Here is a 15962-nt window from a genome sequence, read left to right on the forward strand (position 1 = left end):
ACAACCAGGGCGGCAAACTGCGCGCGCTCGGCACCAGCGGCAAAACCGATTTCCAGATCGGCAGCCTGTTTGACAACCGCAACGGTCTGGTGGAAACCGCCAACACTGACTTCACCCTCGCCGCGCCGAGCTTCCTCAATGCCGGTGGTTCAGTAACGCATGTCGGTCTGGGTGAATTCGGCATCTCCACCGCCAACGTGATGAACGCCGGCGGCTCGCTGGTGACCCGTGGCGGCCTGACGCTGAACGCGGACAGCTGGACCAACAGCAGCGTAATTCAGGCCGGGCGGTTGACGGTGAATGTCGGCAACTTTGTGCAGACGGCGAGTGGGCAATTGCTGGCGTCGAATCAATTGGTGGGACGTGGCGGCAACTGGACGAATGAAGGCTTGATCGCCAGTGATGGCGGCATGGACTTCCAGATCGGGGGTGCATACGGCGGCAATGGTCGTGTCAGCAGTCTGGGTGATATGACCTTCAATGCTGCGCAACTGGGCCTGACCAGTACTTCTAGCATCGGCAGTGGCGGGCAGGGCACATTCAACATCGGTGGCCTGCTGAACAATGCCGGCGGACGACTGACCTCCAACTATGCGATGACGATCAACGCTGGCGCGGTAAGCAACACCGGTACGTTGGGGGCTGCGCAGGATCTGACGATCAGGACTGCAAGTCTGGTGAATAACCGTGGGCTGGTTTTCAGCGGCGGCAATATGAATCTGCTGGTTAACGACTTCACCAACCAGACCGGCGACGTTTACAGCATTGGCAATTTGACGATTGGCGGGCAATACGGCGGGCGTGCGAACAGCGTTAATAACCTCGCGGCTTCGATCAATGTGGATGGTGATTTTTCGCTGTCGGCCAATAGCTTCAATAACAAGACCGAGGGTGTGATTGGCGAAGAGAAGTTCGTCTCTGGCGACATCACTTTTAACTGGCGTGACAATACTTTCTACGTGAAAGAAAGTTTTGACTCGCAATCTACGATCACCGGACCACAGGCATCGTTATCTGTTGCCGGAAACCTGACTGCCAACGTCGGGGCGTTTTCAAACATCGCCTCTCTGATATCGGCCGGACAAAATATCAAGCTGGACGTGGATACCTTTGATAATAAAGGGCTGCAGTCGGGCAGCTTCACGCGCTCGCGAACTTTCAAGCTGTCGTACGTGCCAGGCAGCTTGATAGACGGGTATGACAACGAACTGTACGACTATGCACTGAGGAACTCGAAATACGTTTATCGCTACGGGAAAAGCGTGCATGAGCCGGATAAGGGGGGAACCCATTGGGAATCCACAGACCTGGACAAGCAACTGACCACGACGATCAATACAAAGTATGGAGTAGGGCCTGAGGTTGCTGTGCCTGCGTCGATTCTCGCCGGTCAACTCAAAGACGACAGCAGGATCTTCACCAACGGCGGCGGTAGTGTTTCCTCCATCGTTCAGGCCGGCCAGGCCGTCCAGATCAACGCCAAAACCACCATCAACAACGGCAACCTGAACCCGTACACCAATTTCGGTGGCACGGTAAAAGACACGGCCGATACCGGAGTAAAGAACTCCGCCAAACCCACCGTAGTGTTCTTGAATCCGCAGTTGCCACCGGATCTGGCTCAACAGCAAGTCAACCCGCTGGCCCTGCCGGGCTTCACCTTGCCAACCGGCGATAACGGTCTGTTCCGGCTCAGCCGCAAGGACGGTAGCGAACAAACGCTCGTACCGGGCAAAGACTGGACCATTGGCTCCATCACTGCCGCAGCCTCCGGGCATGCGGGCGGAATGCCGGTCAGGCATGCCACCGATTTCCAGATCGACCAGAACGATCCAGTCTCGATGAAAAAGCGCGACCTCGCGTTGAGTGATGCCGCTTCGCTGAATCTCAACGACAGAACGGCGCAGTTCAACGTGGGGGCAACGGCTGCTGACGGGCCAGTCGGTGTGCTACTGCCAACGCGTGGCAACGGCGCCTTCGATGTTCCGCGCGTACAAGGACTGCCCGACACCAGCGCGCGCTCCAATCCGCACAAATATCTGATCGAGACCAATCCGGTACTCACCGATCTCAAGCAGTTCATGAGTTCGGACTATCTGTTGGCCAAGCTCGGCTACGACCCCGACAACAGCGCCAAGCGCTTGGGCGACGGCCTGTTTGAACAGCGCTTGGTGCAACAAGCCGTGGTCGCCCGTACCGGTCAGCGCTTCATCGATGGCCAGACCTCCGACGAAGCGATGTTCAAGTACCTGATGAACAACGCCATCGCCAGCAAGAATGAACTCAACCTGTCGATGGGCGTGACCCTGACCGCTCAACAAGTGGCGGCGCTGACCCACGACATCGTCTGGCTCGAAGAGCACGAAGTGAACGGTGAAAAAGTCCTGGTGCCGGTGCTGTATCTGGCTCAGGCGAATAACCGCCTGGCACCCAATGGCGCGCTGATCCAGGGTGGCGACGTGAGCCTGATCGCCGGTGCCGATCTGAATAACGCCGGCACGCTTCGCGCGTCGAACAATCTGTCGGCCGAAGCCGGTAATAACCTCACCAACACCGGACTGATCGAGGCTGGCGAGCGCCTGACGCTCAAGGCTGGCAATAACATCGTCAACAGCGGGGGCGGGGTCATTTCCGGACGGGATGTCAGCCTGACCGCCACCAACGGCGATGTGATCAACCAGCGCGATGTGTATGGCTATGACACCAAATACGGCAGCACGCTGCAGCATCGTGATGTGCTCAACAGTGCGGCACGTATCGAGGCGGCCAATGATCTGACAATCGGTGCGGGTCGAGATATCAGCAACATCGGCAGTGTGCTGAAAAGCGGCGGTGACATGACGCTCGATGCCGAGCGTGATGTGAACATTACCTCGGTACAGGATCGCCGCACGGATTCGCGTGGTAGCAATTTCCTCAATCAGACGATTACCCAGCACGGCGCGGAAGTGACGTCCGGGCGCGATCTGTCGATCAGCGCTGATCGTGACGTGGCGATTGTGGCCAGTCGGCTGGATGCCAAGCGCGATCTGAGCATCGACTCTGGCCATGACATCGTTATCACCTCGGCCGCCGATGAGAGCGACTACGTCTCGCGCAGCAAAAAGCGCGCGAATGAAACCCATAGCATCACGCAGCAGTCGTCGGTGCTGAGCGCCGGGCGTGATATCGCGCTCAAAGCGGGTAACGATCTGGGCATCATCGCCAGTCGAATCAAGGCCGAAGATGATGTCAGCCTCGATGCAGCGCAGGACATTACTGTCGCCTCGGCCAAGGATGAGAGTTCTTCTTACTACTACAGGAAGAAGAAGGGTTCCTTTGGTCGCAGCAAGACCACTCAGACAGAAAGCTATGAAAGTGAAAACGTCGCGTCAGTGATCGACGCGGGCCGTGATCTGACCGTCAACGTCACAAGACGTAAAGACGGCGACCTCAGTCTTGATGGCGGTCGTAACGTTACTATCATCGGCAGTCAGATGAATGCCGGTAACGATTTGTTTGTCGGTGCGACCAACGATGTGGCAGTGCTTTCCGCTACTGAGGAGTCGGGCAGTTACAGCAAAAAAACCAAAACCGGTCTGTTCGGCATGTCCAAAAGCGGCAGCAGTCACTTGCAGACATCGGTTACCCAGATCGGCAGCGAGCTGAACGCTGGTCACGATACGGTGGTTCTCGCCGGGCGCGATGTTCGTCTGAACGCCAGTGACGTCAACGCCAAAAACGACGCCGAACTGCACGCGGGCCTTGTGGACAAGGAAGGCGACATCACCCTGTCGTCCGCCGATGATCAGGCGTACAGCCGCGCCGAAGAGTACAAGAAGAAACTGGGTCTTTCGCTGAAGGACGCTATCGGCTGGGCAGCCGGAACGCCAGGGTTCGGCGCGGACATGACCTTCGCCACCTCCCACAATGGCGGGCGTGAAGTTGTCAGCTCTGAGAGTATCGGTAGCCAGGTCAATGCCGGGCACGATGCGATTCTCAAGGCGTCGCGTGACATCAATGTCATCGGCAGCGGTATTGGTGCTGACAACAACGTTTCGCTTGATGCGGGTCGCGATGTCAACGTAGTCGCCTCGATCGACAATCACCGCAGCAACAGCTGGGAGACAGACAAGACCGTTGGCATCAAACAGACCATCGACAGCAATGCTTTCACCACGTTCGCCGGCAGTGAAACTGTTCAACATGGCGTCAATAGCAAGGGCTACACCGCAGCCGGCAGTTCCATCGATGCCGGGATAAACATCAATATAAACGCCGGCCGCGACATCAACCAGCAAGGCTCGGACTTGATGGCCGAGAACAACATTCGCCTGAAGGCTGATCGCGACATCAACATCGATGCCAAGGAAGAGGCCAGCGAGGTCACCATCCGTGACAGCATCAAGCGCAACGGCATCACCGTCACCACGGCCTACAACATCGGCAACACGATGGATGGCCTCAAGGGCACTGGCAAAGGTGAGGATGGGGTCAGCAAGGGCTCAAGTGTACTGAAGTCGGTTGACACCCTTGACCAGTTCTTCAGTGGACCAAAATTTGACGGACATATCGGTGGCTCGAGCGTCAGTTCAAACCAGACTCAGACGTCGGTCACTCAACGTCCGTCGACACTTTCTGCAGGTAATGACATCTCGCTGGACGCTGGAAACAACGTCAACGTCAGCGGTAGCCAGTTCAATGCCGGCCGTGACATCAACGTCAAAGGCAAGGACATCACGTTTGATGTTGCGCACGGTTCGGAAAGCAGCGACGGACATTCGACACAGAGCAAGGGCGGTGTCAAAGGAGGCACAACCGGCGGATTCAAGCTGGGCGTGGGTGTCAGCAATGCCGGCACCGCAGACAAATCGAGTCAGGGTACTTCGACGGCAACGCAACTCAGTGCCGGCGGCAGCATCAACCTTGAAGCCGAGAACGATCTGACTCTAATCGGAACTCGTGCAACGGCCGAACGGGATATTTCCCTTAAGGCCGGCAACGATCTGAATATTCTCTCGGCGCAAAACGCCTACGAAAGTTCGCACGATCGGCGTAGTTGGGGGGCGGAGGGCGGCATCATCGCCGGCCAGGACGGCTTCGGTGTTTATGGTTCGGCGAATGTTGGCATCGGCGATCTCAACCGAGAGGGCGTCAAGCAGCAAGAAGCCTATCTGTATGCCGGCAACAAACTGGGCTTCGAAAGCGGTCGCGACACCAATATCGCTGGCGCGACCCTGCGCGGTGATGAAGTTATCGGTGATGTCGGCCGCAACCTCACCGTGACCTCGGTACCGAACACCGGCAAGGTCGAGGGTAAAGAGTTCGATGCCAGTCTGACGGTCGCGGTCAGCTTCGGTGCAACGGTCAGCGGCTCGCTGGGTTACGGTGAAACCAACGGCAAAACCAACTGGGTCGACAACCAGACCGTTATCAGTGGCAAAAGCAAAGTCGACATCCGTACCGAAAAACATACGCAACTCGATGGCTCGGTGATCAGTGCCGACAACGGCAACCTGAAACTCGACACTGACACCCTCGGCTACCGCAACATCACCGGCAAGGATAACGAGCACGGCTACTACCTCAATGTCAGCGGCAGTTACAGCGGAGGCGGTGGTGCCCAGGCTGACAAGCCGAACAAGGGAATGGAAGGGGAGAGCAAAAACAGCTGGGCGGTAGAGGGCTACAAGTACGACAAGGACCGTCAGCAGACGCTGAACGCCACGGTGGGCGAGGGGCAGATTGTCGTGCGTAACGACAGGGCTACCGGGCAGGACTCCACGGTGGGTCTGAATCGTGATGTAAACAAGGCGTACGAGATCACCAAGGATGAGGAACACCGCACGACGTTATATGCGAGCAGTTCCTCTATTGATGCCGTCAGTCATCCGCTGGAGACGCTTGAACGTTGGGGCGATAACGTCATCAACTTCAAGAAGAACATGCTCGATCAGGCCAAGGCGGGCGCCAGTTTTCTGCAAAACCTGAATCAGGCGATCAATGCCCAGCTTGTTGACATCGATGATGTTTCTCCAACGCTGATCACTGAGCTGGGCAAAGAGCGCGCTCTGGCAGTTACCAAGAACTTCGTTCGACAGGGGCTTGATCCCAACCAGATCAAATCTTTGCCTGAAACAGTTTTGAAAGGGCTGTCGGAGTTCGCGAAACAAGCGGCAGATTACGAAAAGCTGGTGGAAAGCTGCACCGCAAACAACACCTGCCCGCAAATGACGGCTGATCCGTCAAGCGGCCCGGATAAACCGGGAACAATGACGCTGCCGCCTATTCCGGTTCCCGCAAACCTGATCACTCACGGTCAGTTGGCATTGAATCAAGTTCTGGACTTGATCGATCTCACGAAGGATATGCCGACGGAGAAAATTGAGGCCACTGTTATCGCAGTGCAGGCTGTGATGGGGCCGATGAAGTTCCTGTTGAGCATGACCGCCAATGGATTACTCAATGCGGCGTATGGCGACAAAATCGATGAGCTGAAAGATCTGGCAGCGATCAAGCTCGCGGCGAAACTGCTGGGTGAGAAAGAGGAGGATCTGACGAAGCTCCACGAGACGGCCAAACAAGAGCACGAAGGGGGCAATGAGGAATACAGGTACGATGGTGATGGGTATGTTGTCGCTACCCGTTTCCTGATTGATGCGGTACTTGGAGAATTCAAGTCCATTGGGATGAAGGCCGTCACAAGAACCGTTGCAGTGGTCAAGAAGGATCCTGCAGATGTATTGGGCGGCCCGCACAGAGACACCAGCAAGCCAGTAAACGATGGGCTGGACTCGCACCACTGTCCTGCTCAGAAATGCTACAAAGGCGCACCAATAAGTAGTCGTGATGGCCCAGCGATCAAGATGGACCCGGAGGACCACAAGCGAACGGCGAGCAACGGTAACTCTGACGATGCCAGAGCTTACAGGGCAAGACAGAAAGAGCTGCTTGAGGAGGGACGCCTAATGGACGCTATTCAGATGGATATCGACGACATCCGGAAGAATTTCGGTAGTAAATATGATGAAGGCATTAAACAAATGTTGGACTATGCCTCCAAGCTAGATCCCAACGATTTCAGGAGGTAGTGCGGGTGGACTTTCCATTTTCGATGTTCGGAGCAGTAGGGCCTTTGAATGGAACATTGTCCAGAGATCAGGTGCGCAGCCTCCTGGGCAACGATTTCGAGGTATTTACGAAAACGGCATTCTCGGTGAACACGACTGATGCGTTCAAACGCCACGACCTGCATGTGTTCTACGACGAGCGGGATGTCGTGAAAGGCGTTGAATTTTTCGAGCGAAGTACGGTGTCCTGGCAAGGGCACAAACTGGTGGGCGAAAAACTTTCTACCTTGCTGGCATTGTTTCGTGGCAACGGCGTACGTCCCGACCTGAACGAAGACGGGTTTGACGTGGAAAGTTTTGGCATGAGATTTTACGTTCCAGACCTTGATGACGGCGAAGACGCATTAGTAACCACGTTGTATATCGTCCTGCGTTTGGAGAGTTAATCTTCCGGTTGTTCTGAATAAGCACTACTTCTGCACGGCATATACGCCTCTGGGGGGAACCCCATCCATTGTCAATGTTGATAGCCGATGCTGGATGGGGCGCGGGTTTAATGTGTTATGCCGTTTTTCAGTCCGGGTCGCCATGGCAGCAACCGGTTTTGGCTTCTCTCTCATACCGATCATGGTGCCGCACCCACTCCATGATCTCGTCCTCATTCCTGCCCTTGGGCGTGAGGTCGAGATAGTTGTAGGCACCGACCAACATGTCCAGGCCACGGGCATACGTTGAGTAGGTGTGGAAGATGTCGCCTTTTTCGTCGCGATAAAACACACTCAACCCCGGCATTTCCTCCTCAGCGCTGTCGGTCTTTTCGTAGTTGTACGTAGCCTTTCCGGCCGCGACATCCTCAGCCTGGGCGCAAACTCCGAAGTCATAGTTGAAGTCGCAACCCTCTGACGACACCCAGTCGAACTTCCAGCCCATTCGCCGTTTAAAGTCCTGGAACTCGTTGAACGGCGCATGCGAAACAGCTACCACCGCGATGTCGTGATGAGCCAGATGCTGGTTGGCGCCATCAATGTGGTCGCTGAGGAACGAGCAACCCTGGCAACCTTCCTCCCAGTCTTTGCCAAACATGAAGTGGTAAACCACCAATTGGCTGTTTTTGCCAAACAGGTCAGCCAACTTCAGTTCGCCGTTGGACCCCTGGAAATGGTAGTCCTTGTCGACCTTCACCCACGGCAGCGCGCGACGTTCAGCGCTAAGGCGGTCGCGTTCCTTGGTGAAGGCTTTTTCGTGTGCCAGATGCTGTTTACGGGCGGCGAGCCATTCTTCACGCGATACCACCGGATGATTCTCTACGTTCATGATGATTTCTCCTACGGGGTTGAAATCGCCTGTCTCAGACTAGTCGTTTCACTCTGCGGGAAATCGACAGACCGCCGGTCGGTCGGCCCTGAAAATGCGGCTGAACGGCTGAGAGCTACTCCGGTCACAACCTATGAACGCGCCATAAATCACGCGCACCGGAGGTTGGATCAGGATGACGACTTATAACTGGGATTTGATTGAACGCTTGCTGCACGAAGTGCAGAACAGTGCCGGCCACAGTTTTGCTCCTCGGGCCTATGCTGAAGACTATGCGGCGGAGAAAGCCAGTGCGGGCGAGCCGATCGAGAACCTTGATCATCTGAAAACGCTGGCTTGCGACTATGAAAGGTTGTTGCTGTTGCGCGGTTACATCGCACCGCGCCCGGATGAGGAGGGCAGTACCGGAAACAACTTTGTGCTGACGCCTCGCGGCTCCAGCCTGTTGAGCCTGATCGACAGCAGCATTCCCGGCAATGATCACCCGCGTCAGGTGCTGGATGAGCAGGAGGATGCGCTGGCTGAGGCGACGTTTGATGAAGTGGCGTCCAAAGCCCAGATCGCCTGATCCTCCACAGGGCTAAAGATCGCAGCCTTCGGCAGCTCCTACAGAGATCGGTGTAGGAGCTGCCGAAGGCTGCGATCTTTTGATCTTCTAATTCTGCTTCGCGGCCTTGAGGCATTTGAGGTCGTTGAAGTCTTTGCGCACCCCTTCGATCTTCTTCAACAACCGCTGACGCTGTTGCGGCGTACTTTCGGCCATCAAGTCCACCGCCAGCGAGCGTCCCTGCGCTTCAGTATCGGCGAAGGCCTTGCGGTAATCGGCTGTCCATAGACTCTCGCGATTGACCAGAAGCGTCTCGATTCTCTGTGGGAATTCGGGGCTTTTGCGTTGTGCGACGGCGGCACTGAACTGCTTCTGCCAATGGGCCCGGTTGGCAATCCATTGGGTGTACTGATCGCCCAACGCGGTTGACCACGCCATGACCCGCTGCTCCTGGGTGGCGCTCAAGGGGCCGAGCCAGTCATTCAAGCGTTTAACCATTCGCGCGCCGCGCTCGGCAATTTGTTGATCAAGCGGTGGTTTGAGGTATTCCTGCTGACGCTTGCGCAAATCCTTGGCAAACGCGTCATTCATCTCGGCGACCTGTTTGTCATCCAGTCCTTGCAGCAACTCGATCGCCGACGGGGTGATCTCTCGAGCGGTTTCGGCGATGGCCTGCTTGGCTTCCGTAGTGCGCGCCTGTAACGCGGCATCGGTGACCTGATTGGTTTCGATCATGGTCTGCAGGCGATCAAGCCAGTCCAGATAGCCCGGCAATTGCGTGGTGCAATGCCAGCTCAGGTGGTCTTTGAGGCGTTCGTTGAACCAGTCTTTCTGCTCACCGTTCATGTCCAGGTAATCGCCGAGCGTCCACGGAATAATGACGTCGAGATTGCGATAGGCCAGACCGACACGGCTACAGGCGCCGAGGGCGAGGGTGAAAATCAGTAGTGCGGCGATGTGCGTGAACCAGCGAGACATGGGCGAATCCTTGCGTGAGCCTGGCTTCGAGGGACTGATTCCTATGTGAACGCAGAATGAACCCGGCAGTTCAGCCGATCAATAGAACGCGCGGGCAGCCTTGAGGGTGACGAGACCGTCACACTCGCTGTTGTGCCCGGAATAGGCTGAGCAATCGCTGCCGCTGAGGCTGGAGTTGCTGTAGATCAGGTCGAGGTCGACACCCATGAACGGCCGGGACAATTTCACCGACCAGTCGGTAAAACTGCTGACATAACCACCGTCCACGGCGACGGGCGTGTTCAGTTGGTGGGTGGTGTATTTCATGCTGACGCCGATGCCGAATGGCTGGTTGCCGCCAAGATCGGCAAACAAGGTGTTGTTCTGTTTGTCCGGGTCATTGCTGAAGGCCACGCCGAAACGGCTGCCGAGCAGGGTCAGGCCACCGAACAGCTCCTGGCTGTCGAGGGTATCTACCTTGGGATAGCTGTAGTGGATCATGCCGACTTCGTAGCCGAGGGTCTGATCGAAAGGTTGTTTAAAGCCGACATAGGAATCGATCTCGAGGTTCTTGCCTGGGCTGATGCCCATGCTCGGTGCGTATTGGCCGAGATAGAGGCCGCTGTCGTGGCTCAGGTCGAGGCCGCCGTGGAACGATCCGACGGCTGCCGGTTTGACCAGGCCCTGGGCCATGCTGCGCGTCGGCGTAGTGCCAAGTTTGAGGTCGAAGTCGCCCAGTTCACGCTGGAAAATCTGCGCGTGCGCGGTCGTACTGGCCAAAAGGCCTACGAGTAATAAACAGGATGTTCTGCGCATGCGTCACTCCATGAACAGCGAGGGCAGGGCGGCGGGCCTGCTGAAACGCTTGATCTAGACGCGTGCAAGGATACCGGCGAATGATCGGCATTGAAGGCCGTTCGTCGATTTACAAGGATTTTTGTTTAAACGGGAGAGATGTTGCGCGGTGCCAGTCCAGGCGCTTCGAAGCTCAAAGCGCCTCTGGACGGGTGTAAAACCGGGTGTTACTTCTTGCCCAGGCTGATCTGCTTGGACGGGCCGAATGTCTGGCCACTGACGCCTTTGGCAATTTGCTGGATCTCGCCACCAGACTTGAGGAACGCTGCGATCTGATCGTTGATCGATTCGCTGGTTTCAACGGCTGGAGCTGGCTTTGCTTTGCTGGTGGATGCTTTTACACGCATGGCGGCCATTAACCTGTAGAAAAGTAACTCGGCCAGGCATCGTACAGGAATAACTTGACAATTGCTTGGTAAATATCCCCCGGAATAACCCAGCGCAGTGCTGCATTATTCTCGATTGAATATTCGATATATCCGGCTAACCTGCTGTTTTAAATAAGAACATTTGGGCTGGGCGGCATTGAAATACTCAACCGCGAGCGGTGATGCCTGCCAGACGAGCGGCACCTCAGTCCAGCCGCACACATGGAAAATCAAGGCGTTGCGCCGATTTTCAACGCGTGCGGATCTGCCGCCCGACGGCCAGCACAAAAACGGGTAGAATGCCGCCCACGCAATGAGGGTTCTGGAAATGGCTTTAGTCGGGCGTTACAACAGTTTGCAAGTGGTTAAACACACTAACTTCGGTTTATATCTGGATGGCGGCGCCGACGGCGAGATTCTTTTGCCTAACCGTTATATCCCGAAAGATATTCCTACCGAAGATGAAGATTGGCTCAACGTATTTGTTTATCTGGACAGCGAGGACAAACTTCTCGCTACCACGGAAAAACCAAAAGTTCAGGTTGGCGAATTTGCCAGTCTGAAAGTCGTTGAAGTCAACAGCATCGGTGTGTTCCTCGATTGGGGGCTGCCGAAGGATCTGTTGCTGCCGTATTCCGAAGAAAAGCGCCAGATGACCGCCGGCGAATACTGCGTGGTGCATGTCTACCTCGACAAGCACACCCGCCGCATCACCGCCACTGCGCGTCTGGATCGCTACCTCGACAAGACCCCGGCCAACTACAGCCCGGGCCAGGAAGTTGATCTGCTGGTTGCCGAAGCCACTGACATGGGTTTCAAGGCGATCATCAACAACAAGCACTGGGGTTTGATTCACAAGAACGAAATCTTCAAGTTCATGCGCGCCGGCATGATTGAGAAGGGCTACATCAAGGAAGTCCGTGCCGACGGCAAGATCGCCCTGAGCCTGCAACCGGTTGGCCAGGAAGCGGCCAGCAGCCTGAACTCGAAAATCCTCGCCAAATTGCGCGACAACAGCGGCACGCTGCCGGTCAGCGACAAGAGCGATCCGGCGTTGATCAGCAGCCTGTTTGGCGTCAGTAAAGGCAACTTCAAGAAGGCCATCGGTTCGCTGTACAAGGAAGGCAAGATCGTCATTCACGCCGATCGCATTGAACTAACCTGAGCCTTGGGTGGCCCATCCTGCATGGGCACACACGAGGTCGAGTCGATGAAAAAAGCGCTGATTGGCTATGTTGCAACGCTGCTGACGTTCCTGCTGCTCGACGGCATCTGGCTCGGCCTGTTGATGGCGCCGACCTATCGCGAACTGCTCGGTCCGCTGATGCTCGAAAAACCGCTGCTGGTTCCGGCAGCGGTTTTTTATTGCCTGTATGTTTTTGGCTGTGTCGTGTTTGTGGTGCTGCCGGCAGCGACCTGGCAGCGTGCGGCGAAAATGGGCGCGCTGCTGGGCCTGGTGGCTTACGGCACCTATGACCTGACCAATTGGGCGACGTTGCGCGGGTGGTCGGTGCAGGTGACGCTGTTGGATTGGGCGTGGGGGACGTTTGCTACTGCTGTGGCTTGTAGCGTTGGGTTTTTGTTGGCGAGGTGGTTTGGCCGATCTGATCCGTAAGTTGGGTTGGCAGCGCCGGCCTCTTCGCGAGCAGCCGACAGCCATTCATCCCTGCCGCCACTGAAGAAACAAATGTCTTTTCCAGACGGCTTTTTCCCTCTGACTGATTGATAATCCCCGGCACTGTTTTCTGACCATTGGATGGCCTGCCATGTTGTGTGTATTCGAGGTGTTGCGGTGATTGTCGAGCGGCGTAACGCCGACAGTTTTGCCCTGCAAGTGATGATCGGCCTCTGCCTGATCTGGGGCGTGCAGCAGGTGATGATCAAGTGGGCGGCGCCGGACATTGCGCCGGTGATGCAAGCGGCGGCGCGCTCGGGGATTTCTGCGTTGCTGGTCGGCTTGCTGATCTGCTGGAGGGGTGGCTGGGATCAGGTCGGCAACACTTGGCGCGGTGGCTTGCTGGCCGGTGCGCTGTTCGGTCTGGAGTTCTTCTTCATCGCCGAAGGCTTGCAACTGACTACGGCTGCGCACATGTCGGTGTTCCTCTACACCGCACCGATTTTCACCGCGCTCGGCGTACATTTTCTACTGGCCAGTGAGCGCCTGCGACCGCTGCAATGGCTGGGCATTCTGCTCGCGTTTATCGGCATTGCGATTGCCTTCGCTGGCGGTGTGTCGTGGGATAACCTCGACCGGCGCATGCTGCTTGGCGATGCCTTTGGCGTGCTCGCTGGCGCCTGTTGGGGCGCGACCACCGTGGTGGTGCGCGCCTCGCGGCTGTCGGAAGCACCGGTGACGCTGACCTTGTTCTATCAATTGATCGTAGGCTTCCTCGGCCTGCTGCTGATCGCGCTGTTCAGCGGCCAGATCACCCACGTCAGCCTGACCCCAGTGGCAGTGGCCAGCGTGCTGTTTCAGGGGCTGGTGGTGTCGTTCTTCAGCTACCTGATCTGGTTCTGGCTGCTGCGTCGTTATCTGGCGGCGAACCTTGCGGTGTTTTCGTTCATGACGCCGCTGTTCGGCGTGACCTTTGGCGTGTTGCTGCTCGGCGAACAACTGAGTGTGAACTTCGTCATCGGCGCCGTGCTGGTGCTGCTCGGCATCACTTTTGTCAGCGCCGAGCAGTGGCTGCGTCGGCGTTTGCGCAAAGCGCTGGGCCAGCGCTAGTCGACTGCATCGCCAGGCCGCCAGCGATCAGCAAGCCGCTGCCGGCGATTACCAGCGCCGGATGCAGGCCGCCGCTGAAATGGCTGCTCAGTGCTGCCAGCAACGGGCCGCTGAGCTGGCCGACGGCAAAGCAGGCGGTGAGCATGCCGGCATTGCGCTGGGTGGCATGCGGTGCCAGCTCCCGCGAGCGCTGCATCACCAGTTGCATGCAGGCGAGGAATGGCGTGCCACACAGGATCACCCCCAGTGCGAGTCCGATGCCGCTGCCGAGCAGACAGGCAAACACGCCGGCCGCTTGCAGCCACAGCGTCGCCATCAACCAGTGACGGGTGGTTGCGGGATCGTGACGACGCAGGCTCACCAGCAACACGCCAAGCGCCGCAGCCAGACCAAAACAAGGCCAGAACAGATCCGCCTGCCATTGCCCGTGAAACTGCGCATTGGCCATTTGCGAGAGGAAGGTCGCCGGAATGATGTAACCGATGCCGTACAGCGCATAAATTCCCGCCAGCCGGCCAATGCCCCGACTCGATGGACTGACCGGCGCTGCAACCACCGTCGCCGTTGCGACAGGCGTTGGCAGCAGACGCCAGACACCCAGCATCATCATCAACGCAGTCGCTGCATAAATCAGCCACAACGTCGCGGACGTCTGCTGCAACAGATGTGAGAGCAGCGCCAACAACCCTGTCAGAAAAATCCCCAACCCCGGTCCGGCAAATACCAAAGCGCCCAAGCGCGGACGGCCCGCTGCCACTGCCAGCGGCTGACTCAACGAAGTGATCATCACCAGCACCCAGGCACTCGCCACCCCGGTGCCAAAGCGCAGCACCAGGTGCGACCAGAACCCATCCGCCCAAAACGACGCCAGGGTCAACAGCACACACAGCCACAAGCCACCGTGCAGGCGCCGCTGAACCTGTTGTGGGCGATGCGCAAACATCGCATCCACCGCACCGAGCAGGTAGCCGAGGTAGTTGGCCGCGGCAATCAGACCGGCGGCCGTCAGGTCGATCTGCCCTTCGCTGAGCAGGTGCGGCATTTGTGGCGTGAGGGCGAAACGCCCGATGCCCATGGCCATCATCAAGGCCACGAAGCAGGCGGATAAGCGAATGAGTGGCGACATGGTGCGAATTCCGTGAGGGCTGCAATGACCGTCAGGCTATGACTGATTGACTTTCTTTAAAATTGAATAATAGTGAGCAACTTGTTCTTTTCTGGAGAAAGCTTGTGGAATTCAGCCAACTGCGGATTTTTCAGGCCGTAGCCGAAGAAGGGTCGATCACCCGCGCCGCCGAACGCCTGCACCGGGTGCCATCGAACCTGTCGACCCGGCTTAAACAGCTCGAAGAGCAATTGGGTGTCGAGCTTTTCGTCCGTGAGCGTCAGCGTTTGCAACTGTCGCCTGCGGGAAAAGTCCTGTTGGATTACACCGGCAAACTGTTCGCTCTGCGCGATCAGGCCAGTGCCGCGGTGATGGGCGGTAAACCGGCCGGCGACTTCGCTCTGGGCACCATGTACAGCACGGCAGCGATCCATTTGCCGGCGCTGCTGGCGCAGTATCACAAGCAGTATCCGGCGGTGAATCTGCAAGTGCAGTCGGCGCCGAGCGGGGAGTTGCTGGAGGGTTTGCTCACCGGACGTCTGGATGCCGCGCTGGTCGATGGCCCACTGGAACTGGCCGGGCTCGACGGCGTGCCGTTGTGCGAGGAGCGGTTGGTGCTGATCACTGAAATCGATCATCCGCCGGTGCACAGTGCCCGGGACGTTGAAGGGCGGTCGGTATTTACCTTTCGTCGCGGCTGTTCCTATCGCATGCGACTGGAGGCGTGGTTTGCGCACTACCACGCGACCATGGGCCGGGCGATGGAGATCGAGTCGTATCAGGGCATGCTCGCCTGCGTGATTGCCGGCAGTGGTGTGGCGCTGATGTCGGAGTCGATGCTGGCCAGTCTGCCGGGGCGCGACAGCGTCGCGGTGCATCCGTTGGCCGAGCCATTTGTGAGTGCGACAACGTGGCTCATGTGGCGCAAAGGCATGCTTGGCGCCAACCTCAATGCCTGGATCGAGGTGCAGCAGGCGGTCTATCCCGCGGCTCAGATCGAAACCCGGGAAAGAGCTTGAACCACTGTCCGCGAATTCTGTTC

General features: G+C 57.3%; 13 protein-coding genes. 7 read left to right on the forward strand and 6 right to left on the reverse strand.

The genetic code is table 11. The features are described 5' to 3' along the window. Positions 1–149: 149 nt before the first annotated feature. On the reverse strand, positions 150–353 hold the full coding sequence (locus FGA82_RS32575; RefSeq protein WP_249384280.1) for a hypothetical protein: 204 nt from the start codon (positions 351–353) through the stop codon (positions 150–152). Positions 354–410: 57 nt separating this feature from the next. Here FGA82_RS32575 and FGA82_RS23590 point away from each other — a divergent pair, with 57 nt between their 5' ends. Both FGA82_RS23590 and FGA82_RS23595 read left to right on the forward strand, forming a co-directional pair. After that, positions 411–7070 carry a hemagglutinin repeat-containing protein gene (locus FGA82_RS23590; RefSeq protein WP_249384281.1) on the forward strand — a complete coding sequence of 2220 codons (6660 nt, stop codon included), beginning with the start codon at positions 411–413 and terminating at the stop codon, positions 7068–7070. Positions 7071–7075: 5 nt separating this feature from the next. Beyond that, a complete protein-coding gene (locus FGA82_RS23595) occupies positions 7076–7495 on the forward strand; it encodes a hypothetical protein (RefSeq protein ID WP_141128943.1) in 420 nt (139 codons plus the stop codon). A 127-nt stretch (positions 7496–7622) separates the two neighbouring features. Here the strand turns inward: FGA82_RS23595 and FGA82_RS23600 are convergent, their stop codons facing one another. Beyond that, a complete protein-coding gene (locus FGA82_RS23600; RefSeq protein ID WP_141128944.1) occupies positions 7623–8363 on the reverse strand; it encodes a DUF899 domain-containing protein in 741 nt (246 codons plus the stop codon). 175 nt (positions 8364–8538) lie between these two features. On the opposite strand from FGA82_RS23600, the gene FGA82_RS23605 reads away from it, so the two are divergent. After that, the gene (locus tag FGA82_RS23605) at positions 8539–8931 is read left to right on the forward strand and encodes a hypothetical protein (protein WP_034153215.1); all 393 of its coding nucleotides are present in this window, start codon (positions 8539–8541) and stop codon (positions 8929–8931) included. Between the two features lie 87 nt (positions 8932–9018). On the opposite strand, the gene FGA82_RS23610 is transcribed toward FGA82_RS23605, so the two are convergent. The 3 genes from FGA82_RS23610 to FGA82_RS23620 form a co-directional block, all read right to left on the reverse strand. Continuing rightward, complete coding sequence (locus tag FGA82_RS23610) at positions 9019–9888, reverse strand: DUF6279 family lipoprotein (protein ID WP_141128945.1); 870 nt, start codon at positions 9886–9888, stop codon at positions 9019–9021. A 78-nt stretch (positions 9889–9966) separates the two neighbouring features. After that, a complete protein-coding gene (locus FGA82_RS23615) occupies positions 9967–10683 on the reverse strand; it encodes a TorF family putative porin (RefSeq protein ID WP_141128946.1) in 717 nt (238 codons plus the stop codon). A gap of 206 nt (positions 10684–10889) precedes the next feature. Then, positions 10890–11078: a hypothetical protein gene (locus tag FGA82_RS23620; protein WP_016985943.1), complete on the reverse strand. Its 189-nt coding sequence runs from the start codon at positions 11076–11078 to the stop codon at positions 10890–10892. Between the two features lie 340 nt (positions 11079–11418). Here FGA82_RS23620 and FGA82_RS23625 point away from each other — a divergent pair, with 340 nt between their 5' ends. From FGA82_RS23625 to FGA82_RS23635, 3 genes are all read left to right on the forward strand, one after another. Then, positions 11419–12255, forward strand: a complete 837-nt coding sequence (locus FGA82_RS23625; protein ID WP_134177706.1) for a CvfB family protein — start codon at positions 11419–11421, stop codon at positions 12253–12255. A gap of 45 nt (positions 12256–12300) precedes the next feature. Then, entirely contained in the window at positions 12301–12705 is a 405-nt protein-coding gene (locus FGA82_RS23630) for a DUF2177 family protein (RefSeq protein ID WP_141128947.1), read from the forward strand. 141 nt (positions 12706–12846) lie between these two features. Then, positions 12847–13815 (forward strand): DMT family transporter, encoded by a 969-nt coding sequence (locus tag FGA82_RS23635; protein ID WP_432767190.1) that lies wholly within the window; start codon positions 12847–12849, stop codon positions 13813–13815. On the opposite strand, the gene FGA82_RS23640 is transcribed toward FGA82_RS23635, so the two are convergent. Continuing rightward, positions 13760–14941, reverse strand: coding sequence for an MFS transporter (locus tag FGA82_RS23640; RefSeq protein WP_141128948.1), 1182 nt, complete (start codon positions 14939–14941; stop codon positions 13760–13762). The two genes, FGA82_RS23635 and FGA82_RS23640, sit on opposite strands and share 56 nt — an antisense overlap. Before the next feature lie 104 nt (positions 14942–15045). Between FGA82_RS23640 and ptrR the strand changes: the two genes are divergently transcribed. Then, positions 15046–15939, forward strand: coding sequence for a putrescine utilization regulator PtrR (gene ptrR, locus FGA82_RS23645; RefSeq protein WP_141128949.1), 894 nt, complete (start codon positions 15046–15048; stop codon positions 15937–15939). Positions 15940–15962 lie beyond the last annotated feature (23 nt).

This window comes from Pseudomonas fluorescens (assembly GCF_005938625.1).
GTDB lineage: Bacteria > Pseudomonadota > Gammaproteobacteria > Pseudomonadales > Pseudomonadaceae > Aquipseudomonas > Aquipseudomonas fluorescens_BD.

Bases quoted from the DNA above. Each gene is read 5' to 3' on its own strand.
- FGA82_RS23590 (WP_249384281.1), top strand. From the start codon at position 411: ATGGACTTCCAGATCGGGGGTGCATACGGCGGCAATGGTCGTGTCAGC.
- FGA82_RS23600 (WP_141128944.1), bottom strand. From the start codon at position 8,363: ATGAACGTAGAGAATCATCCGGTGGTATCGCGTGAAGAATGGCTCGCC.
- FGA82_RS23605 (WP_034153215.1), top strand. From the start codon at position 8,539: ATGACGACTTATAACTGGGATTTGATTGAACGCTTGCTGCACGAAGTG.
- FGA82_RS23610 (WP_141128945.1), bottom strand. From the start codon at position 9,888: ATGTCTCGCTGGTTCACGCACATCGCCGCACTACTGATTTTCACCCTC.
- FGA82_RS23615 (WP_141128946.1), bottom strand. From the start codon at position 10,683: ATGCGCAGAACATCCTGTTTATTACTCGTAGGCCTTTTGGCCAGTACG.
- FGA82_RS23620 (WP_016985943.1), bottom strand. From the start codon at position 11,078: ATGGCCGCCATGCGTGTAAAAGCATCCACCAGCAAAGCAAAGCCAGCT.
- FGA82_RS23625 (WP_134177706.1), top strand. From the start codon at position 11,419: ATGGCTTTAGTCGGGCGTTACAACAGTTTGCAAGTGGTTAAACACACT.
- FGA82_RS23630 (WP_141128947.1), top strand. From the start codon at position 12,301: ATGAAAAAAGCGCTGATTGGCTATGTTGCAACGCTGCTGACGTTCCTG.
- FGA82_RS23635 (WP_432767190.1), top strand. From the start codon at position 12,847: ATGGCCTGCCATGTTGTGTGTATTCGAGGTGTTGCGGTGATTGTCGAG.
- FGA82_RS23640 (WP_141128948.1), bottom strand. From the start codon at position 14,941: ATGTCGCCACTCATTCGCTTATCCGCCTGCTTCGTGGCCTTGATGATG.